Genomic DNA, 17450 nt, shown 5'->3' with positions numbered 1-17450 from the left:
CGGGCGACCACCGCCAGCCTGGGGTTTTAGCCGTTATACTAGGCAACCTCAGATACTCCTCCCCGCTTCGGAGCCCGCATGACCCAGGACCAACTCAAACAGGCTGTCGCCCAGGCCGCTGTCGATTTCATTCTGCCCAAGCTCGATGACAAGAGCATCGTCGGCGTCGGCACCGGCTCGACCGCCAACTGCTTCATCGACGCCCTGGCCAAGCACAAAGGTGCCTTCGACGGTGCCGTTGCCAGCTCCGAAGCCACCGCTGCACGCCTGAAAGGCCACGGCATTCCGGTGTATGAGCTGAACACCGTCAGCGAGTTGGAGTTCTATGTCGACGGTGCCGACGAAAGCAACGAGCACCTGGCCCTGATCAAGGGCGGCGGCGCCGCACTGACCCGCGAGAAGATCGTTGCCGCCGTGGCCAAGACCTTCATCTGCATCGCTGACGCCAGCAAGCTGGTTCCGGTACTGGGCGCCTTCCCGCTGCCAGTGGAAGTGATCCCGATGGCCCGCAGTCACGTTGCCCGCCAACTGGTCAAACTGGGCGGCGATCCGGTATACCGCGAAGGCGTGGTAACCGACAACGGCAACATCATCCTCGATGTGTACAACCTGCAGATCACCAACCCGGTGGAACTGGAAAGCCAGATCAACGCCATCGTTGGTGTCGTCACCAATGGTCTGTTCGCCGCGCGCCCTGCCGATCTGCTACTGCTGGGTACCCCGGAAGGCGTAAAAACACTGCGTAACTGATACACCCGTCAAGCGCAGGCCGGCCCCCCCCCCCCAACGATGGTCGTTTACGGGGCCGGTTGCTTCTTGAAGATGTAGAACAGGTTGGGTTCACTGACCAGGTAGAGCGTCCCGGCATCGTCCAGGGCAATACCTTCTGCCTGCGGCACGCTCTGCTGCAGCCCTTGAAAACCCTTATGCAGAGACAAGCTGTTCAACGGTTTCCCTTCAGTATCCAGCTCCAGTACCAGTTTCGATTCGTCCGACAAGGCCAGCAAATGGCCGCTGCGCTCATCGAACACCAGGCTCGACAAATCACGCATGAACAACCGTGAATCACGCTGGCGATCCTGCACTACATGCACGGAATAAGGCTGCCCGTCGCCCTCATGAGGGAACCCCTGCACCTCGTAGATCAACATCGGGTCGCGCTCCTTGGCCACGAACAGACGCTTGCCTGCCGAGTCATAGGCCAAACCCTCGAACCCTTTGTTGCCGTTCAGACCAACCCCCAGAGACAGCTGCTCAGCGGTACTGGCATCCAGCACGCGGGTGTCATCATTCAGTTGAACAAGGATCAGCCGCTGTTGGCGCTCGTCGGTGATGACATAGCTGCCAGGCCCGACATACTCAACGGCTTCCGGGTCGCCGAAACCAATCAACGGCAAGCGCCTCACGATGACGCCATCCAGCGACAGCTCTATCAGTTCTGAACGCTTGTTGGTGACACTGAACAGGCTTTTACGATCAGGGTCGTAGGTCAGTGCAGAGAGGTCATCGTCCAGCCCCTCGATAGGCTTGGCTTCAAGTACGACCTGATAGCGATCCAGGCCAATACCGTGCTCGACCGGCTGCCACCAGGTCTTGAGGTTGAACCAACCGCGCTCGAGCAATCGATACTCGTGCGCCGCCAAAGCCAACAAAGAAAGGGCCGACAGGCTGATAAGCAAAGCAAGCAGAGGTAAACGGATAAAACGGCGCATTCAGGCAGACTCAACAAAAATCGACCTGAAGCTAACCATACCCACCTGAATCGAAGCTTAAAGCACCAGGGCAAGCACGCTTAGTGCTTGCGGAAGCGATAGAACAGGTTCGGCTCGCTGACCATATACAGCGTGCCCTGCTCATCCATGGCAACCCCTTCAGCCCGTGGAATACGTTTTTGCAAACCGTTGAAGCCGCCCTGCAGGGTCATGAAGCTGACCTGTTGGCCCTGCTGATCCAGCTCGAGCAACATGTTGGAGTCGGCCGACAGCACCAGCATATGGCCCGTACGTGGATCGATGCCAAGGGCAGATACATTGCGCAGATCGAGTTCGTCGCTGGACAGCGACTGTTTCTGACCGCTCAATTGGCCCGAACTATCGCTACTCCAGGTGAACAACTTTGGTGGCCGCTCCTCACCCAACACCAACCGTTGGCGTTTTGGCTCCCAGGCAACCCCCTCGAACGCCTTGTTCTGATTCTTCGACGGCCCAAGGTCGTATTGCGGGAAGTCGGCGCTGTTCAGGGCCTTGGTATCGGCATCGACCCGAATGATGGTCACGGTATGATCGCGCTCATCGACAATTGCCATGCGCCCACCCTCCAGCACGGCAACCCCCTCGGGGTTGCTCCAGCCATTGAGGGGCATTTTGCGCAGCACATCACCGTCCAGCGTCAGTTGAACCAGGAACGGGTTCTTGCCCATCACCGCGAACAGGGTTTTGGTTTGCGGGTCGTAGGAGACATCGGAAGCTTCGTCATCTTCCATGCCAGGCAGCACCTTGGCATCAATGTCGGCGTGGTAGTCCGGCAACCAGACGCTAGCCCGTTGTTCTGCCGGGCTCTCGAAATGCTCTTTGATCCAGAGCAGGCCACGGTCATCCCAATGCATGGCATAGGCCACGCCATAGCCGATGACCGCCGCAGTCGCCAACCAGGTCGACCAACGCAACATAAAAGGACGCTTGCGCACAGACGGCAGAGAGTCGCCGGAAGGAAACGGTGTGGTCATCGAGGATTCCTGCTTGTTTTTTACCGATTTAATAGCACAGCACCGGCAGGTTCACGTGAACCAATGCGCAGGCATTATCCGGATGACTTGTGAAAAAATCGGTAAAAGCAGGCTGACTGTAACGATAAAGCAGGTGGCAGCCATTACGACTGCCACACAGGTCCGGCGTACCGGCGCTCAGAGTACCTTGCTTTCGAAACGGCTGATGCCAGGCAGCTCCAGCACCAGTTCGTCCCCCTGATTCAGCGGGCCGACGCCTGCTGGCGTACCGGTGAGGATCACATCACCGGCCTGCAGGGAAAACTGTGCCGCCATGTACTGGATCATCGGAACAATCGGATTAAGCATCAGCTCGCTGTTGCCATCCTGGCGTACCTCGCCATTGATGCTCAGACGAATGCCGATATCGGTCAGGTCCTCGAAGGTACTGGCCGGCACGAACGGCGCCAGAACGCAGGCACCATCGAACGACTTGGCCAATTCCCAGGGCAAACCCTTTTCCTTCAGTTTGGACTGGACGTCACGCAGGGTCAGGTCCAGTGCCGGGGCGAAGCCGGAGATCGCATCGAGCACTTCTTCTTCGTCGGGCTGGGTCGACAGCGACTTGCCCAGCAACACGGCGATTTCCGCCTCGTAGTGCACCGAGCCACGTTCGGTCGGGATCTTGAAACCACCCTCGAGCGGCACGACACAACTGCCGGGCTTGATGAACAACAAGGGTTCAGTCGGTACCGGGTTATTCAGTTCCTTGGCATGTTCGGCGTAATTACGGCCAATGCACACCACCTTGCCCAACGGGAAGTGAATACGCGTGCCGTCTAGATACTGGTGCTGGTAGCTCATTGCCGACTCCTGGCGCTGTTAATCACTTTTGGGGGAAACGCGTCACTCGACCGGGAAGATCTTGCCCGGGTTCATGATCCCATTCGGGTCGAAGGCGGCCTTAACCGCCTTCATGTACTCGATTTCCACGGGCGAACGGCTGTAGGTCAGGTAGTCGCGCTTGGTCATGCCAACACCGTGCTCGGCAGAAATCGAGCCGTTGTACTTCTCTACCGTTTCGAAAACCCATTTGTTGACGGTAGCGCACTTGGCGAAGAACTCGTCCTTACTCAGGTTTTCCGGCTTGAGGATGTTCAGGTGCAAATTGCCGTCGCCGATGTGGCCATACCAGACGACTTCAAAATCAGGGTAGTGCTCGCCGACAATCGCATCGATATCCTTCAAGAACGCCGGCACTTTCGATACGGTGACCGAAATGTCGTTCTTGTAGGGCGTCCAGTGCGAAATGGTCTCGGAGATGTACTCACGCAGTTTCCAGAGGTTTTTCAGTTGTTGCTCGCTCTGGCTCATCACACCGTCGATCACCCAGCCTTGCTCCACACAGTGCTCGAAGGTTGCCAGGGCGTCGTTGGCCACCTCTTCGGTGCTCGCCTCGAACTCCAGCAAGGCATAGAACGGGCAGTCGGTGTCAAAGGGTGCAGGCACATCGCCACGCGCCATGATCTTGGCCAGGGCCTTGTCGGAGAAGAACTCAAAGGCGGTGAGGTCCAGCTTGCCCTGGAAAGCATGCAGCACCGGCATGATCGAGTCGAAGTCCGGGGTGCCCAGGACCATCGCGGTGAGATTCTTCGGCGCGCGGTCCAGGCGCATCGTGGCTTCAACCACAAAGCCCAGAGTGCCTTCAGCCCCAATGAACAACTGACGCAGATCGTAACCGGTGGCGTTCTTGATCAAGTCCTTGTTCAATTCAAGCAGGTCGCCCTTGCCGGTGACGACTTTCAGACCAGCCACCCAATTACGGGTCATACCGTAGCGAATAACTTTGATACCGCCGGCATTGGTGCCGATATTGCCGCCAATCTGGCTTGATCCTGCTGAGGCAAAGTCAACTGGGTAGTACAGCCCCTGGTCTGCCGCGAACTGCTGCAGTTGCGCGGTAATCACCCCAGGCTGGCAGACGACCGTACGATCACCGGCGTTGAAACCGAGAATCTGGTTCATGTAGTCGAAGGCCACTACCACTTCGCCATTGGCCGCAACGGCTGCGGCGGAAAGCCCGGTTCGCCCGCCCGACGGCACCAGCGCAACCTTGCGCTGGTTGGCCCAGCGGACGATGGTCTGTACCTGTTCGATGCTCTTAGGAAACACGATGGCCAGCGGTGCCGGCGCAAAATGTTTGGTCCAATCCTTGCCGTACGTATCGAGGGAAGCAGCGTCGGTCAGTACCTTGCCAGGTTCAACCAGAGTCAACAGCTCATCAATCAGCGCAGGATTGGTCATCGATAGAACTCTCGAACAATTCATAGTCACCCTGAGGACTCTTCACGTGCCAGGGATGGGCGTATCAAGGGGTCGTTATGCTAGCATATGCCCCCCGCTAATCGTGCTTCAGGCCGATCTGCGACAGCTTCTCTTCCCTGCCATTTTTTCTCCGGGACACAGGTTTACGCAGATGAGCAAGACTTCTCTCGATAAGAGCAAGATCAAGTTCCTTCTCCTCGAAGGCGTCCACCAAACTGCCGTGGACGTCCTTAAGGCCGCCGGGTACACCAACATTGAGTACCTCACCGGCTCTCTGCCCGACGCCGATCTGAAGGAAAAGATCGCCGATGCTCACTTCATCGGTATCCGCTCGCGCACTCAGCTGACCGAAGAGGTTTTCGACTGCGCCAAGAAACTGGTCGCTGTCGGCTGTTTCTGCATTGGTACCAACCAGGTCGACCTCAACGCGGCTCGCGAACGCGGTATCGCCGTGTTCAACGCACCGTACTCCAACACCCGTTCCGTTGCCGAACTGGTACTGGCCGAGGCCATCCTGCTGCTACGCGGCATCCCGGAGAAGAACGCGTCCTGCCACCGTGGTGGCTGGATCAAGAGCGCGGCCAACTCCTTCGAGATCCGTGGCAAGAAGCTGGGTATCGTCGGCTACGGCTCGATCGGCACCCAACTGTCGGTCCTGGCTGAAGGCCTGGGCATGCAGGTTTACTTCTACGACACCATCACCAAGCTGCCGCTGGGTAACGCCACTCAGGTGAACAACCTGCACGAGCTGCTGGGCATGTGCGACATCGTCTCGCTGCACGTTCCAGAAACTGCAGCCACCCAGTGGATGATCGGCGAGAAGGAAATTCGCGCCATCAAGAAAGGCGGCATCCTGATCAACGCCGCCCGTGGCACCGTGGTCGAACTGGACCACCTGGCTGCCGCCATCAAGGACAAGCACCTGATCGGCGCCGCCATCGACGTATTCCCGGTCGAGCCACGCTCCAACGATGAAGAGTTCGAAAGCCCGCTGCGCGGCCTGGACAACGTCATCCTGACCCCGCACATCGGTGGCTCGACTGCCGAAGCGCAGGCCAACATCGGCCTGGAAGTGGCAGAAAAACTGGTCAAGTACAGCGACAACGGTACGTCGGTATCCTCGGTCAACTTCCCTGAAGTGGCCCTTCCGGCCCACCCAGGCAAGCACCGTCTGCTGCACATCCACCAAAACATCCCGGGTGTTCTCAGCGAGATCAACAAGGTCTTCGCCGAAAACGCCATCAACATCTCCGGTCAGTTCCTGCAGACCAACGAGAAGGTGGGTTACGTGGTTATCGACGTAGATGCCGAGTACTCCGACCTGGCCCAGGAAAAACTGCAACAGATCAAGGGCACCATCCGTTCCCGCGTTCTGTTCTAAGCATCCTGCGGCATAAAAAAGGGAGGCCCTGATGGCCTCCCTTTTTTTGTGTGCCGTGTTTACTTGACGGTCACTGTGATCTTCTTCGATTCAACACTTGGCTTGAATGGCACGTGGAACTTGTCGCCCAGCACCAGTTGCAGCGTGTGCTTGCCTGGCGTCAAGGTGATCTGGGTTTCAGTCTGCGCCTTACCGAAATGAACAACATGCTCACCCGGCGGCAGCGGCTGATTATCGGCCGGCAACACCGTGGCTGGCAGTACCTGGTCAGCAGCAGGCTCTTTGCTCACGTCGACCAACAGGTGGTGATGACCGGTATGCGGGGTATCATCGCCGGCAGGCTTGAGCGCCATGCCTTCGATACCAAACTTGACGGTAAAGGTCTTGTCCACCGTAGCCCCATCGGCAGGGGACAGAATGGAAACCTTGGCCCCTGCAGGCGGTTCCTGGCTTTTCAGGCCCTCGGCTGCCGCCACAACGGAGACGCCCATCAGCAGACCAGCAATGGCTGCACACGAAATCAGGCTTTTCATTCACTACTCCTGTGATTTACTTCACTAACAGAGGCTGCAAAATAGTGCGGCAGCAGCCAATAACCATAGATCAATTGGAACGCTCTGTGTTTGTCTGTGTTCCTACAAAATATTTTGTAGGAAACGTCTAACATCCACTACCGACCAAGGTCCTAGGTGGCGTTCGACCGCAGCATTTGCATAAAGTCGCGGCGAACAGATCTTCAACTGCCAAAATAAAACAGGGGCAACAATGCGTTTGACCATAGGGGTATTGCTTGCAGCCCTGCTCAGTACAGCAGCGCACGCGGAACTGATCGACGACGTTAACGACCGCAACGAACTGCGCATTGCCGTCCAGGCATCCAACCCACCGTTCAATTTCAAGGACAATGACCAACTGAGCGGCTTCGAGATTGAACTGGGACGCGCCCTGGCAAATGAACTGGACGTCAACGCCTCGTTTATCGTGACCGACGCTACCGACCTGATCATGGGCGTGGAAAGCGGCAAATACGACATCGCCCTCAATCAGATCAGCGCAACCCCTGAGCTCAAGGATCGCCTGGATTTCAGCGCGCCCTACAGCTACTCCAGCGCCCAACTTATCGTGCGCAAGGAAGAAAAACGCCCACTGACAACCCTTGATGCCCTGAAGGGGCACACCCTGGGCTTCGTTCAGGGCAGCCAGTTTGCCGAACAGGCGCGCGTCATTGAAGGCGTAGACCTGCGCGGCTATCCGGATACGCACCAGCCCATAAAGGACATGGCCGACGATCAGATCGACGCCGTCATCAGTGATCGTTTGCTGGTGCCCTATGCCGTGCGCGACAGCAAACTGCCCGTTACCGAAGGTGCAACTGTCGGCCCTGTGCTCAACCTGGCGATTCCCTTCCAGAAGGGTAACCCGGCTTTCCACAGCGCTCTGGACAGCGCACTGCAGCGCATCAAGAACGATGGTCGGTTGAGCGCGATGTCGGAAAAATGGTTCGGGATGGATGCCAGCAAACCGCCGAAGCCTTAAGCCTCAAGCGCACTCAATGCCTGTAATGCGGCGTCCAGCTCCAGCTCGCTGAAGACCTGAACGCCCTCGCGGCGCAGCAGTGCCGTGGTAACACCCTCGCCCGGCACCTTGGTGCCACTGAACGTGCCGTCATAGGTCAGGGCATTGCCACAGGACGGGCTACCGGACTTGAGCACGGCAATACGGATGCCGTGTTGCCGCACCAGCTGCAATGCCCGCTCGGCACCGGCCAAAAAGGCCGTACTGACATCCTCGCCATCGACGTTCACGACCACTACACGCCCCTCAAGTACGGCAGCGCCCTGGCCTCCGGGGATTTCCGCAGGTGGCCGCGGTGTCGGCAAACCACCTGCCACCTCGGGGCACAAGGGCACGACACGACCTTGCCGTTGCCATTGCAGCAGGCAATCCGGATACCCGCTGGCACGACCGTCATAACGCACCGGCTGGCCGAGCAGGCAGGCACTGACCAACACCTTGTGCATGTCAGAACGGCTCGTTGCCGCGTCGGCGAAACCAGCCCGTCAGGGACAGGCGATCACGAGTGGCCGGCAGCACCTCATGGGGAATGTCCCCGGAGAGGAACACCACCAGGCAACCGCCAGTTGGCTGTACATCATGCTCGACCCCACCTTTGAGGCTCATGCGCAGTTGTCCGCCGTTCTCTGGCAGCCAGGCTTCATTGAGGTAAAGCACCGCCGACACCATACGTCGGTCATCGTCGCGGAATCGGTCCAGGTGCTGGCGATAGAACGCACCTGGCGGATAGAACGCAAAGTGGCATTCAAAGTCCTCAAGCCCAAGGAACAAGCTGCGGTTCATTGCCTCGCGCAGGCTGTCCATCACCCCCAGGTACTGATCGCAAGCCTCGGACTCACCGGGCTCGATCCACTGAATATGGTCGCCGCGAATGCCCTCGCGAACCTCCTGGGTAGCGCCGCGCCCGACGGCTGCCGGGGCTAGATCACCCTCGGTCTCACGCTTGCGGCACTCAGCCGCCAGCGCCCGCGTCAGGGTTTCTGGCAGGAAAATATTCTGCTGCGACCAGCCATGGCTGGCCAGGTCATCAACGATACGTAACAACAGTGGGTGATCAGAGGATATGCGCATGCCGCGCATAGTATCTATCTGCCAAAAAAATCGACAGCGCCACTTGGCTGACAGAACACATCGCGTCTCGACAAAGGCCCGCCAAGCCACGGACAATAGCGCTCTGCCGACAGGAGTCTTTAATGCGTCGTTTGTTTTTTCTGCTGCTATTGAGCTGCACCATGCCTGTCTGGGCAGACAGCCTCGACCAACTCTACAAGGTCGCCGGCTGGCCTGAGCAGCGCGCCCACTTTACCGATGCCCTCGATGCCGCCCAGCAGCGCTACCAAAACAGCCTGCCGCCTGCGGTGTTTCAAGCATTGGTCAACAACAGCAACCAGCGTTTCGAGCCAAAGGCTGTAGACGCGCGCGCCGCCGCCCAGTTACGCGCCAACCTGAGCAATCCGACACCGGCCCTGGCGTTTTTCCAGTCGCCGCTGGGACGCAAGATCGTCGCTGCCGAGCTGCTGGCCACCCGCCGCGACCAATTGGCCAAGAATGCCAAGGGCTTGCCGCGTATTCAGGCCAGCGATACCCGCCTGTTGATCATTGGTCACCTGGCCAAGGCCCTGCCGGCCCGCGAAGCCGGTGCCGAAGTCAGCCTGGCGATTGCCGGCGTGGCGGCGGACAGCCTCAGCCAGATGATTCCGGGACTGCTCGGTGGTGGTCAGGCTCAGGGCATGCTTGACGGCCAGCGCGCACGGCTGATGGAGCAGATCGGCAACGACCTGAACAACACCCTGCTCTACGTCTACCGCGACCTGTCGGACCCGGAGCTGGAAGAGTTCGCCAGTTTCGCCGAGTCTGCAGAAGGTCAGGCCTACTACAAGGCCGCCCTCGCGGCGATTCGTGCCGGCCTGGCGGTCGGCCAGAACAGCGCCGACCTCAAGTAAGGTGCTCGCCAATGAACGCGAAGTAGCGCTGGCGAATCGTCGGCAGTTCATTGGCCAGGTGGTGTCGCGCCTCGGGCAGCATCAGCACCTGAGGCTGGGCGAATTTCTCCCGTAGCACCAACAGGTTATGCGGCCAGTCAACGGTCATGTCCGACTGCCCCTGAATGATCAGCGGCCGACGCGTACTCGGCGGCGCCGCCTCGATACGCTTGACCCATTCAATCAGTGCTCCAACCCAGGCCGTGGGCAAACGCCGCGGCTGCAAGGGGTCTGCCAGCAGGAACGGCAGAAACGTCGGGTCGTTGGTGTTCTCGCTGAAACGCCGCTCAATGCCCTTCACGAACGGTCGCAACAGGTAGTAGCTGAACCTCGACCAGCCCCAGGCGCGAGGTCGCACCAGCGGTGCCAGCAAAATCACCCGGCCCTGGATCGGGCTGTCATCGCCGTGATTCAGTACATGGTCGATCACGATGGCGCCGCCCGTACTTTGCCCGCACAGGTGCCAGGGCTGTGGCAGGCCTAGTGCGGCCGCTTGCGCGAACAAGGCCTCAAGCACCTGTTGATACACCGCGAAGTCATCGATACTGGCCCGCTCGCCACTGGACAGGCCATGCCCGGGCAGGTCACAGGCAATCACACTGAAGCCCTGGTCCAGCGCCCAGTCGATGACATGCCGGTACAAGCCCATATGGTCGTAGAAGCCGTGCAACAGGATCAGTGTCGCCACCGGGGCCGGCGCCAGCCAGACCTGGCCGACCACGTCATAGCCGGCCACCTGGAATCGCCCCAACCAGCGCTCCACCGGTACCGGGCGCGCCGGCAGGTCCAGACCATAAAAGTGCTGATACGCCGCCGCCTGCGCTGACAGCGGCTGACGAGCCGATAGCGGCTGCAAGCTGGCGCGCAAAGCATCTGGCTGGAACGAAGCGGACATAGCGGGCATCCAGGCACAAAAACAAAGGATTGATCCACGATATTCATCTGTCGTCACTGGCATGGCAAGCTATGCGCCCTTTTGTGGACCCATGGACATGCCTCGACCACGTGCAAAAACGCTGTTAACCGGCCTGACCCTGCTGCTTTGCGCAGCCATCCTGTGGTGGGCCTATGACAGCTTCCAGAGCCGCTACCTGCGCACGTTCGACAACCAGACCGCACTGTTTGCCGGTGACAACCTGCACCTGCCTGCCGACCTCGCCGGCCCCGGGCCGATCCGCGTGGTGCACTTCTGGGACCCGGCCTGCCCGTGCAATGTTGGCAACCAACAGCACCTGGGTGAGTTGATCGCACATTTTGCGCCCCAAGGCGTAGCCTTCTATGCGGTACAGAAAGCAGGCAGCCACGGCCAGTTGCCGCCCAACCTGAGCGCCCTGAAGCCCTTGCCGACACTGCCAGGCGCTGAACAGCTGCCCGCCAGCCCGGCCGTGGCGATCTGGGACCGAGACGGCAAGCTGGCCTACTTCGGCCCTTACAGCGAAGGCGCGACCTGCAATTCGAGCAACAGCTTTATCGAGCCGATTCTGCAGGCGCTGAGCCAAGGACGCTCAGTCAGCGCCACGCACACCTTGGCAGTGGGCTGCTACTGCCCATGGGGCGCCTGATTTCTCACCCCCCTTGCCGATGGGTTGAGTTTGCAACGTCTATCCTCTGTCCGAAAACACACGCGCCCGTTGTTGAAGCCGTCACTCGCCACACACAAGGAGTCTCGATGAAACGCAGCCTGAGCTTACTCGCCGTCACTCTCACGGCACTGGCCGCCGGTGGCTTCTGGTATGTACAGAGCAAATTGCCGCAACGTCAGGGCGAGGTAACCCTGGCCAACCTGCAAGCCCCCGTCAGCGTACGCTATGACGAGCGTGGCGTACCGCATATCCGAGCGCGTAACGAGACCGACCTTTACCGAGCACTGGGCTACGTACATGCCCAGGACCGCCTGTTCCAGATGGAAATCATGCGCCGCCTGGCCAGAGGTGAACTGGCCGAGGTGCTCGGGCCGAAACTGGTGCCAACCGACACGCTGTTCCGCAGTCTGCGCATCCGCGACCAGGCCAAACTGATGGTGAGCCGTCAGGACAAACAATCGCCCGCCTGGATAGCCCTGCAAGCCTACCTGGACGGCGTTAACGCCTGGCAGGCCTCCCACCCCAAACCGATAGAGTTCGACATACTGGGTATCACGCCACGCCCCTTTACGGCCGAGGACACCCTGAGCATCGCCGGCTACATGGCGTACAGCTTTGCTGCCGCCTTCAGGACCGAACCGGTGCTCACCTATATCCGCGACCAACTGGGCCCGGACTACCTGAAAATCTTCGACCTGGACTGGCACCCTGAAGGCGCGGTACAGGCAGCACCCAAGCTCGCTGCCGCCGACTGGCAAAGCCTCAACCTGCTAGCCCAACGCAGCCAGCAGGCACTGTTTGACGCGGGTATCCCGCAATTCGAAGGCAGTAACGCCTGGGCCGTGGCCGGTAGCCACACCCGTAGCGGTATGCCGCTGCTGGCAGGCGACCCGCATATCAGTTTTGCCGTGCCAGCCGTGTGGTACGAAGCCGAGCTGTCCGCACCCGGCTTCAATCTGTACGGCTACCACCAGGCGCTGAACCCCTTTGCCTCGCTGGGGCATAACCGCGAGTTCGGCTGGAGCCTGACCATGTTCCAGAACGACGACCTCGACTTGATCGCCGAACAGGTCAACCCGACACAGCCCAATGAGGTTCGTATCAACGGCCAATGGCAAGCGCTGACACGTAGCGAAGAGCAGATCATGGTCAAGGGCGAACACCCGGTGACCCTCGCACTGCGCAGCTCACCGCATGGGCCAATCGTCAACGACGTGCTAGGCAAAACCGCCAGCACCACCCCGATCGCCATGTGGTGGACGTTTCTCGAAAGTGAAAACCCGATACTGGATGGTTTCTACGAAATCAACCGCGCCAATACCCGGGAAAAAATGCGCAGCGCTGCCGCGAAGATCCACGCGCCAGGCCTGAACCTGGTCTGGGCGAATGCCCGCGGCGACATCGGCTGGTGGGCCGCCGCCCGGTTGCCGATCCGTCCGGAGGGCGTCAACCCGGCATTCATCCTCGATGGCAGCAGTGCACAAGCCGACAAGCTCGGCTTCTACCCGTTCAGCGCCAACCCCCAACAGGAAAACCCGGCCAGCGGTTATATCGTCTCGGCCAATGCCCAGCCACAGTCACCGACCGGCATGCCCATTCCCGGCTATTACAACCCGGCCGACCGTGGTCAACAGCTGGCCCACCACCTTGCAACCGACCAGACCCAATGGGATATACACAACAGCCAGGCATTGCAGTTGGGCACCACCACCGGCTATGGCCCGCGCACCCTCGCACCGCTGTTGTCGGTACTGCGAGAAGTCGCCGAGGGGGAACAGGAAAAGGAACTGGTCGAGCAACTGGCCGCCTGGCCTGGCGACTATCCGCTGGATTCGATCAGCGCCACCGTGTTCAACCAATTCCTCTATGAGCTGAGCCGCGCCGCCCTGCACGATGAGCTGGGCGATCTGTGGTTTGACACCCTGATCTCGACCCGCGTCATTGACGCAGCGCTACCGCGCCTGGCCGCTGACCCTGACTCGCCGTGGTGGGAGCATAGAGGCAGCAACGAACGTGGCAGCCGCAAGGATGCTGTTGTCCAAGCCTGGCATAACAGCCTGGCGCACCTGCGCAAAACCCTTGGCAACGACCCGGCAAGCTGGCAATGGGGCAAAGCACACACCCTGACCCACGGCCACCCGCTGGGCCAACAGAAACCGCTGGACAGGCTGTTTAACGTAGGGCCGTTCAATGCCCCAGGCAGCCATGAAGTGCCGAACAACTTCTCGGCGAAGATTGGCCCGGCACCATGGCCGGTGACCTATGGCCCCTCGACACGCCGCCTGATCGACTTTGCCGATGCAGGCCAGTCCTTGAGCATCAACCCGGTTGGGCAAAGTGGCGTGTTGTTCGATACCCACTATGCCGACCAGGCCCGGGATTACATGGACGGGAAGTACCAGCGGGCGCAAATGGGGGTGATCCCAGCGAAAAGCATATTGCATCTGACACCGGAGCCCTGACAGCCCTGCGACCAGCAAGTCGGTAGAGGCCAGCCTTGCTGGCCGCTACACCTCGCGGGAATGACAGCGACGAAAGCGTGCTTCCAGATTGCGATCGGGCATGGCATGGCTGCGCAGGGCGTTCAAGGTCTGCTCGACATAGTCGCGGGTGCTGCCATACCGCCCCTTGGCCTGGGCAAAGATCTGGCTGAGCAACGTATCCGGCAGATTGCCGGCGTAACACGGCAAGTGCCGCTCCAGGACAAAACCCAGTGCCTGAACCTTGCTGCCGTCATCCAGTCGGCAACTCAGCCAATGTGGCCGATAGGCCGGATAGGGCATTTCTCGCTGCCAGAGCGCCAGCAACGAATCGTGCAGATGCTCTTCCGGCAGACGGTAGGCAAACCCGCTGCAGGAGCCGCCGCGGTCCAGGCCAAAGACCAGCCCTGGGCACTCCGGCGTGCCACGGTGCTCATGGGACCACAGGTAGAGGCCGCGATGATAACCATGCACCCGCGCCCGACGCCGCTCCTCGGCGGAGCACTCTGGACGCCAGATCAACGAACCGTAGGCAAATAGCCAGACCGGCCCCCCTTGATGCAAGGCCATGGTGCGATGAACCGAGTGCAGAAGTTGCTCTTGAGTCAATTGCGACCCGAAATCAAGCAAGGGAGGATACGCCACATTCACAGATGCAGTTTCAATTGCCGACATAGTCGTCGCCAGAATTCCCCGTGAGTTAATTAAGTAACTCACTCTAAAACAAATACACAGTCCGCGCAGTTACCGTACGGCAGATGGCCCACGAAAAACAAGCCCTCAAACGGCCTGCCAGGGCCACTGTACAAGTGTTTCAGCAAGTAATAGCAGACACTTGCAAGTGCCGCGAAAGTTAATTTCAGCCCCTGCAACAATAGCCACTCATAATGACAAGCGACAATAACGGTTAGTTAGTAAGGCGCGCTATTGCAGCGCGCCTTGATCCCGTTAGCCGTTTCGCGGCGCATAGGCGAAGACATCGGCACGCATTTGATGCGCATCCATGCCGGCACTCACCAAAGCATCGAGCGTGGCATAGATCATGGCCGGCGAACCGCTGGCGTAGACCTGTACCGAAGACAGTTCGGTAATGTCTTCACACACGGCTTCGTGCAACAGGCCGCAGCGCCCCTCCCAGCCACACAGGTCACTGACGACCTTGTGCAGGTACAGGTTAGGTAGCTGCTGCCACTCGTCCCAGTGCTCAAGCGCGTAGAAATCTTCTGGACGACGCACACCCCAGTACAGGTGCACCGGGTACTTGAAACCTTGCGCGCGGCAATGCTCGATCAGGCTGTGCATCTGCGCCATACCGGTGCCTGCAGCGATCAACACTAACGGGCCTTCCGGCAACTCGGCCAAGTGCGTATCACCGAACGGCAGCTCAACACGGGCCATGCCCTGACGCTGCAGTTGGGCAATCAAATCACGCGCACTGTTCTCACGGGCCAGCACGTGCAACTCCAGATCACGCCCACAATGTGGCGCCGAGGCCAGGGAAAAAGCCGATTTCTCGCCGTTTTCCCGCTCGATCATCAGGTACTGCCCAGCGTGATAGCGCGGTGGCTTGCCGGCAGGCGCACGCAGGCGCACGCGCCAGACGTCACCGCCAAGCTCGACACACTCACTCACCTGGCAAGCCAGCTTGCGCACTGGCAGCTCGCCCAGCGCCAACACACCGTCCCATAGCAAGGTGCAATCCTCGAGGGGTTCGGCAATACAAGTGAACAGTTCGCCGTGATCACGCACCTGCCCTTCCTGGCGCACACGACCGTCAACCAGCAGTGCGGCGCAGACATGGCAGTTGCCATTGCGACAGCTCTGTGGGCAGTCGTAACCGAGACGCTGCGCCGCTTCCAGAATCCGTTCTCCGGGTTTGATCGTCAATACCGCACCGGAAGGCTGCAACGTTACCTGCATCAGTCTATTCCCAACTGGTTCCACAACTCATCGATTCGCCGTGTGACAGCCTCATCCTTGACGATGACGCGGCCCCACTCACGGGTGGTCTCGCCTGGCCACTTATGGGTTGCGTCCAGGCCCATCTTCGAACCCAGCCCGGAGATCGGCGAAGCGAAATCCAGGTAATCGATTGGCGTGTTGTCGATCATCACCGTGTCGCGCTTGGGGTCCATGCGCGTGGTAATGGCCCAGATCACGTCATTCCAGTCGCGGGCATTGATGTCATCATCAGTGACGATAACGAATTTGGTGTACATGAACTGTCGCAAAAACGACCACACACCCAACATCACCCGCTTGGCATGCCCCGGGTACTGCTTCTTCATGGTCACTACCGCCATGCGGTAGGAACAGCCTTCCGGCGGCAGGTAGAAGTCGGTGATCTCCGGAAACTGCTTCTGCAGGATCGGGACGAACACTTCGTTGAGTGCCACACCGAGAATCGCGGGCTCATCCGGCGGCCGCCCGGTATAGGTGCTGTGGTAGATCGGCTTGGTCCGGTGGGTGATTCGCTCGACGGTGAACACCGGGAAGCTGTCGACTTCGTTGTAATAGCCGGTATGGTCGCCATAAGGCCCCTCTGGGGCCATTTCACCAGGATGAATCACCCCTTCCAGTATGATCTCGGCGCTCGCCGGCACTTGCAGATCACTGCCACGGCATTTGACCAGCTCGGTGCGGTTGCCCCGCAGCAGGCCGGCAAAGGCGTATTCGGAGAGGGTGTCGGGAACCGGGGTCACAGCGCCGAGAATGGTTGCCGGGTCAGCGCCCAAGGCCACCGCCACCGGAAATGGCTTGCCCGGGTTCTTATCGCACCACTCACGGTAGTCGAGCGCACCGCCTCGGTGGCTCAACCAGCGCATGATGACCTTGTTGCGGCCAATCACCTGCTGACGATAGATGCCGAGGTTCTGGCGATCCTTGTTAGGCCCGCGGGTAACCGTCAGGCCCCAGGTAATCAGCGGCGCGACGTCGCCTGGCCAGCAGGTCTGCACCGGCAGCATGCCCAGGTCGACATCATCACCCTCGATAACCACTTCCTGGCAGACCGCGTCTTTGACGACCTTGGGTGCCATCGACACGACCTTCTTGAAGATCGGCAGTTTCGACCAGGCGTCCTTCAAGCCTTTCGGTGGCTCTGGCTCCTTGAGGAAAGCCAGCAACTTGCCGATTTCGCGCAGCTCGCTGACCGACTCGGCACCCATGCCCATGGCCACGCGCTCAGGCGTGCCAAACAGGTTGCCAAGCACCGGAATATCATGCCCGGTAGGTCGCTCGAAGAGCAGGGCCGGGCCTTTGGCCCGCAGGGTGCGGTCGCAGACTTCGGTCATTTCCAGGACAGGAGAAATCGGAACCTGGATGCGCTTGAGTTCGCCACGCTGTTCCAGGCCGCGGATAAAGTCGCGCAAATCGCGATACTGCATGCGTAAGCCTCATGTTGGCCGTATCGGACGGGGT

At 59.8% G+C, this 17450-nt stretch carries 17 protein-coding genes; 6 read left to right on the top strand and 11 right to left on the bottom strand.

What is annotated here, in order from left to right; all coding sequences use genetic code 11:
* Positions 1 to 78: 78 nt before the first annotated feature.
* A complete protein-coding gene (rpiA, locus tag CS390_RS01370) occupies positions 79 to 750 on the top strand; it encodes a ribose-5-phosphate isomerase RpiA (protein WP_099773307.1) in 672 nt (223 codons plus the stop codon).
* Between the two features lie 47 nt (positions 751 to 797).
* Here rpiA and CS390_RS01365 read toward each other — a convergent pair whose 3' ends face one another.
* The 4 genes from CS390_RS01365 to CS390_RS01350 all read right to left on the bottom strand — a co-directional run bounded on the left by CS390_RS01365 (position 798) and on the right by CS390_RS01350 (position 5008).
* Positions 798 to 1712, bottom strand: a complete 915-nt coding sequence (locus CS390_RS01365; protein ID WP_099773306.1) for an SdiA-regulated domain-containing protein — start codon at positions 1710 to 1712, stop codon at positions 798 to 800.
* Between the two features lie 80 nt (positions 1713 to 1792).
* Positions 1793 to 2725, bottom strand: a complete 933-nt coding sequence (locus CS390_RS01360) for an SdiA-regulated domain-containing protein (protein ID WP_099773305.1) — start codon at positions 2723 to 2725, stop codon at positions 1793 to 1795.
* Positions 2726 to 2902: 177 nt separating this feature from the next.
* Positions 2903 to 3568: a fumarylacetoacetate hydrolase family protein gene (locus tag CS390_RS01355; protein WP_065758006.1), complete on the bottom strand. Its 666-nt coding sequence runs from the start codon at positions 3566 to 3568 to the stop codon at positions 2903 to 2905.
* A 42-nt stretch (positions 3569 to 3610) separates the two neighbouring features.
* Positions 3611 to 5008, bottom strand: a complete 1398-nt coding sequence (locus tag CS390_RS01350; protein ID WP_099773304.1) for an FAD-binding oxidoreductase — start codon at positions 5006 to 5008, stop codon at positions 3611 to 3613.
* Positions 5009 to 5180: 172 nt separating this feature from the next.
* On the opposite strand from CS390_RS01350, the gene serA reads away from it, so the two are divergent.
* On the top strand, positions 5181 to 6410 hold the full coding sequence (gene serA / locus CS390_RS01345; RefSeq protein ID WP_065758008.1) for a phosphoglycerate dehydrogenase: 1230 nt from the start codon (positions 5181 to 5183) through the stop codon (positions 6408 to 6410).
* A gap of 59 nt (positions 6411 to 6469) precedes the next feature.
* Here the strand turns inward: serA and CS390_RS01340 are convergent, their stop codons facing one another.
* Positions 6470 to 6943, bottom strand: coding sequence for a DUF4399 domain-containing protein (locus tag CS390_RS01340; RefSeq protein WP_065758009.1), 474 nt, complete (start codon positions 6941 to 6943; stop codon positions 6470 to 6472).
* Between the two features lie 232 nt (positions 6944 to 7175).
* On the opposite strand from CS390_RS01340, the gene CS390_RS01335 reads away from it, so the two are divergent.
* Complete coding sequence (locus CS390_RS01335) at positions 7176 to 7946, top strand: transporter substrate-binding domain-containing protein (RefSeq protein WP_065758010.1); 771 nt, start codon at positions 7176 to 7178, stop codon at positions 7944 to 7946.
* Here the strand turns inward: CS390_RS01335 and CS390_RS01330 are convergent.
* Both CS390_RS01330 and CS390_RS01325 read right to left on the bottom strand, forming a co-directional pair.
* The gene (locus CS390_RS01330) at positions 7943 to 8431 is read right to left on the bottom strand and encodes a DUF523 domain-containing protein (protein WP_099773303.1); all 489 of its coding nucleotides are present in this window, start codon (positions 8429 to 8431) and stop codon (positions 7943 to 7945) included. The genes CS390_RS01335 and CS390_RS01330 overlap by 4 nt on opposite strands.
* A 1-nt stretch (position 8432) precedes the next feature.
* On the bottom strand, positions 8433 to 9065 hold the full coding sequence (locus CS390_RS01325) for a 2OG-Fe(II) oxygenase (RefSeq protein WP_065758012.1): 633 nt from the start codon (positions 9063 to 9065) through the stop codon (positions 8433 to 8435).
* Between the two features lie 113 nt (positions 9066 to 9178).
* On the opposite strand from CS390_RS01325, the gene CS390_RS01320 reads away from it, so the two are divergent.
* Entirely contained in the window at positions 9179 to 9928 is a 750-nt protein-coding gene (locus CS390_RS01320) for a DUF2059 domain-containing protein (RefSeq protein WP_065758013.1), read from the top strand.
* On the opposite strand, the gene CS390_RS01315 is transcribed toward CS390_RS01320, so the two are convergent.
* On the bottom strand, positions 9921 to 10862 hold the full coding sequence (locus CS390_RS01315; protein ID WP_065758014.1) for an alpha/beta hydrolase: 942 nt from the start codon (positions 10860 to 10862) through the stop codon (positions 9921 to 9923). The genes CS390_RS01320 and CS390_RS01315 overlap by 8 nt on opposite strands.
* A 97-nt stretch (positions 10863 to 10959) precedes the next feature.
* Here CS390_RS01315 and CS390_RS01310 point away from each other — a divergent pair, with 97 nt between their 5' ends.
* On the top strand, positions 10960 to 11529 hold the full coding sequence (locus CS390_RS01310; protein ID WP_065758015.1) for a DUF6436 domain-containing protein: 570 nt from the start codon (positions 10960 to 10962) through the stop codon (positions 11527 to 11529).
* 107 nt (positions 11530 to 11636) lie between these two features.
* Positions 11637 to 14012: a penicillin acylase family protein gene (locus CS390_RS01305; RefSeq protein WP_099773301.1), complete on the top strand. Its 2376-nt coding sequence runs from the start codon at positions 11637 to 11639 to the stop codon at positions 14010 to 14012.
* Between the two features lie 45 nt (positions 14013 to 14057).
* Here CS390_RS01305 and CS390_RS01300 read toward each other — a convergent pair whose 3' ends face one another.
* The 3 genes from CS390_RS01300 to ubiD form a co-directional block, all read right to left on the bottom strand.
* Positions 14058 to 14705 carry a gamma-glutamylcyclotransferase gene (locus tag CS390_RS01300; protein WP_099773300.1) on the bottom strand — a complete coding sequence of 216 codons (648 nt, stop codon included), beginning with the start codon at positions 14703 to 14705 and terminating at the stop codon, positions 14058 to 14060.
* Positions 14706 to 14978: 273 nt separating this feature from the next.
* The gene (locus CS390_RS01295; RefSeq protein WP_099773299.1) at positions 14979 to 15950 is read right to left on the bottom strand and encodes a CDP-6-deoxy-delta-3,4-glucoseen reductase; all 972 of its coding nucleotides are present in this window, start codon (positions 15948 to 15950) and stop codon (positions 14979 to 14981) included.
* A complete protein-coding gene (ubiD, locus tag CS390_RS01290; protein WP_099773298.1) occupies positions 15950 to 17416 on the bottom strand; it encodes a 4-hydroxy-3-polyprenylbenzoate decarboxylase in 1467 nt (488 codons plus the stop codon). The genes CS390_RS01295 and ubiD overlap by 1 nt, the downstream gene beginning before the upstream one ends.
* Positions 17417 to 17450 lie beyond the last annotated feature (34 nt).

The organism is Pseudomonas sp. HLS-6 (genome assembly GCF_002753995.1).
GTDB classification, from domain to species: domain Bacteria; phylum Pseudomonadota; class Gammaproteobacteria; order Pseudomonadales; family Pseudomonadaceae; genus Aquipseudomonas; species Aquipseudomonas defluvii.
Note: the sequence above shows the minus strand (reverse complement) of the source record. Positions and strands in the feature narration are given on the sequence as shown.

Bases quoted from the DNA above. Each gene is read 5' to 3' on its own strand.
- rpiA (WP_099773307.1), top strand. From the start codon at position 79: ATGACCCAGGACCAACTCAAACAGGCTGTCGCCCAGGCCGCTGTCGAT.
- CS390_RS01365 (WP_099773306.1), bottom strand. From the start codon at position 1,712: ATGCGCCGTTTTATCCGTTTACCTCTGCTTGCTTTGCTTATCAGCCTG.
- CS390_RS01360 (WP_099773305.1), bottom strand. From the start codon at position 2,725: ATGACCACACCGTTTCCTTCCGGCGACTCTCTGCCGTCTGTGCGCAAG.
- CS390_RS01355 (WP_065758006.1), bottom strand. From the start codon at position 3,568: ATGAGCTACCAGCACCAGTATCTAGACGGCACGCGTATTCACTTCCCG.
- CS390_RS01350 (WP_099773304.1), bottom strand. From the start codon at position 5,008: ATGACCAATCCTGCGCTGATTGATGAGCTGTTGACTCTGGTTGAACCT.
- serA (WP_065758008.1), top strand. From the start codon at position 5,181: ATGAGCAAGACTTCTCTCGATAAGAGCAAGATCAAGTTCCTTCTCCTC.
- CS390_RS01340 (WP_065758009.1), bottom strand. From the start codon at position 6,943: ATGAAAAGCCTGATTTCGTGTGCAGCCATTGCTGGTCTGCTGATGGGC.
- CS390_RS01335 (WP_065758010.1), top strand. From the start codon at position 7,176: ATGCGTTTGACCATAGGGGTATTGCTTGCAGCCCTGCTCAGTACAGCA.
- CS390_RS01330 (WP_099773303.1), bottom strand. From the start codon at position 8,431: ATGCACAAGGTGTTGGTCAGTGCCTGCCTGCTCGGCCAGCCGGTGCGT.
- CS390_RS01325 (WP_065758012.1), bottom strand. From the start codon at position 9,065: ATGCGCGGCATGCGCATATCCTCTGATCACCCACTGTTGTTACGTATC.
- CS390_RS01320 (WP_065758013.1), top strand. From the start codon at position 9,179: ATGCGTCGTTTGTTTTTTCTGCTGCTATTGAGCTGCACCATGCCTGTC.
- CS390_RS01315 (WP_065758014.1), bottom strand. From the start codon at position 10,862: ATGTCCGCTTCGTTCCAGCCAGATGCTTTGCGCGCCAGCTTGCAGCCG.
- CS390_RS01310 (WP_065758015.1), top strand. From the start codon at position 10,960: ATGCCTCGACCACGTGCAAAAACGCTGTTAACCGGCCTGACCCTGCTG.
- CS390_RS01305 (WP_099773301.1), top strand. From the start codon at position 11,637: ATGAAACGCAGCCTGAGCTTACTCGCCGTCACTCTCACGGCACTGGCC.
- CS390_RS01300 (WP_099773300.1), bottom strand. From the start codon at position 14,705: ATGTCGGCAATTGAAACTGCATCTGTGAATGTGGCGTATCCTCCCTTG.
- CS390_RS01295 (WP_099773299.1), bottom strand. From the start codon at position 15,950: ATGCAGGTAACGTTGCAGCCTTCCGGTGCGGTATTGACGATCAAACCC.
- ubiD (WP_099773298.1), bottom strand. From the start codon at position 17,416: ATGCAGTATCGCGATTTGCGCGACTTTATCCGCGGCCTGGAACAGCGT.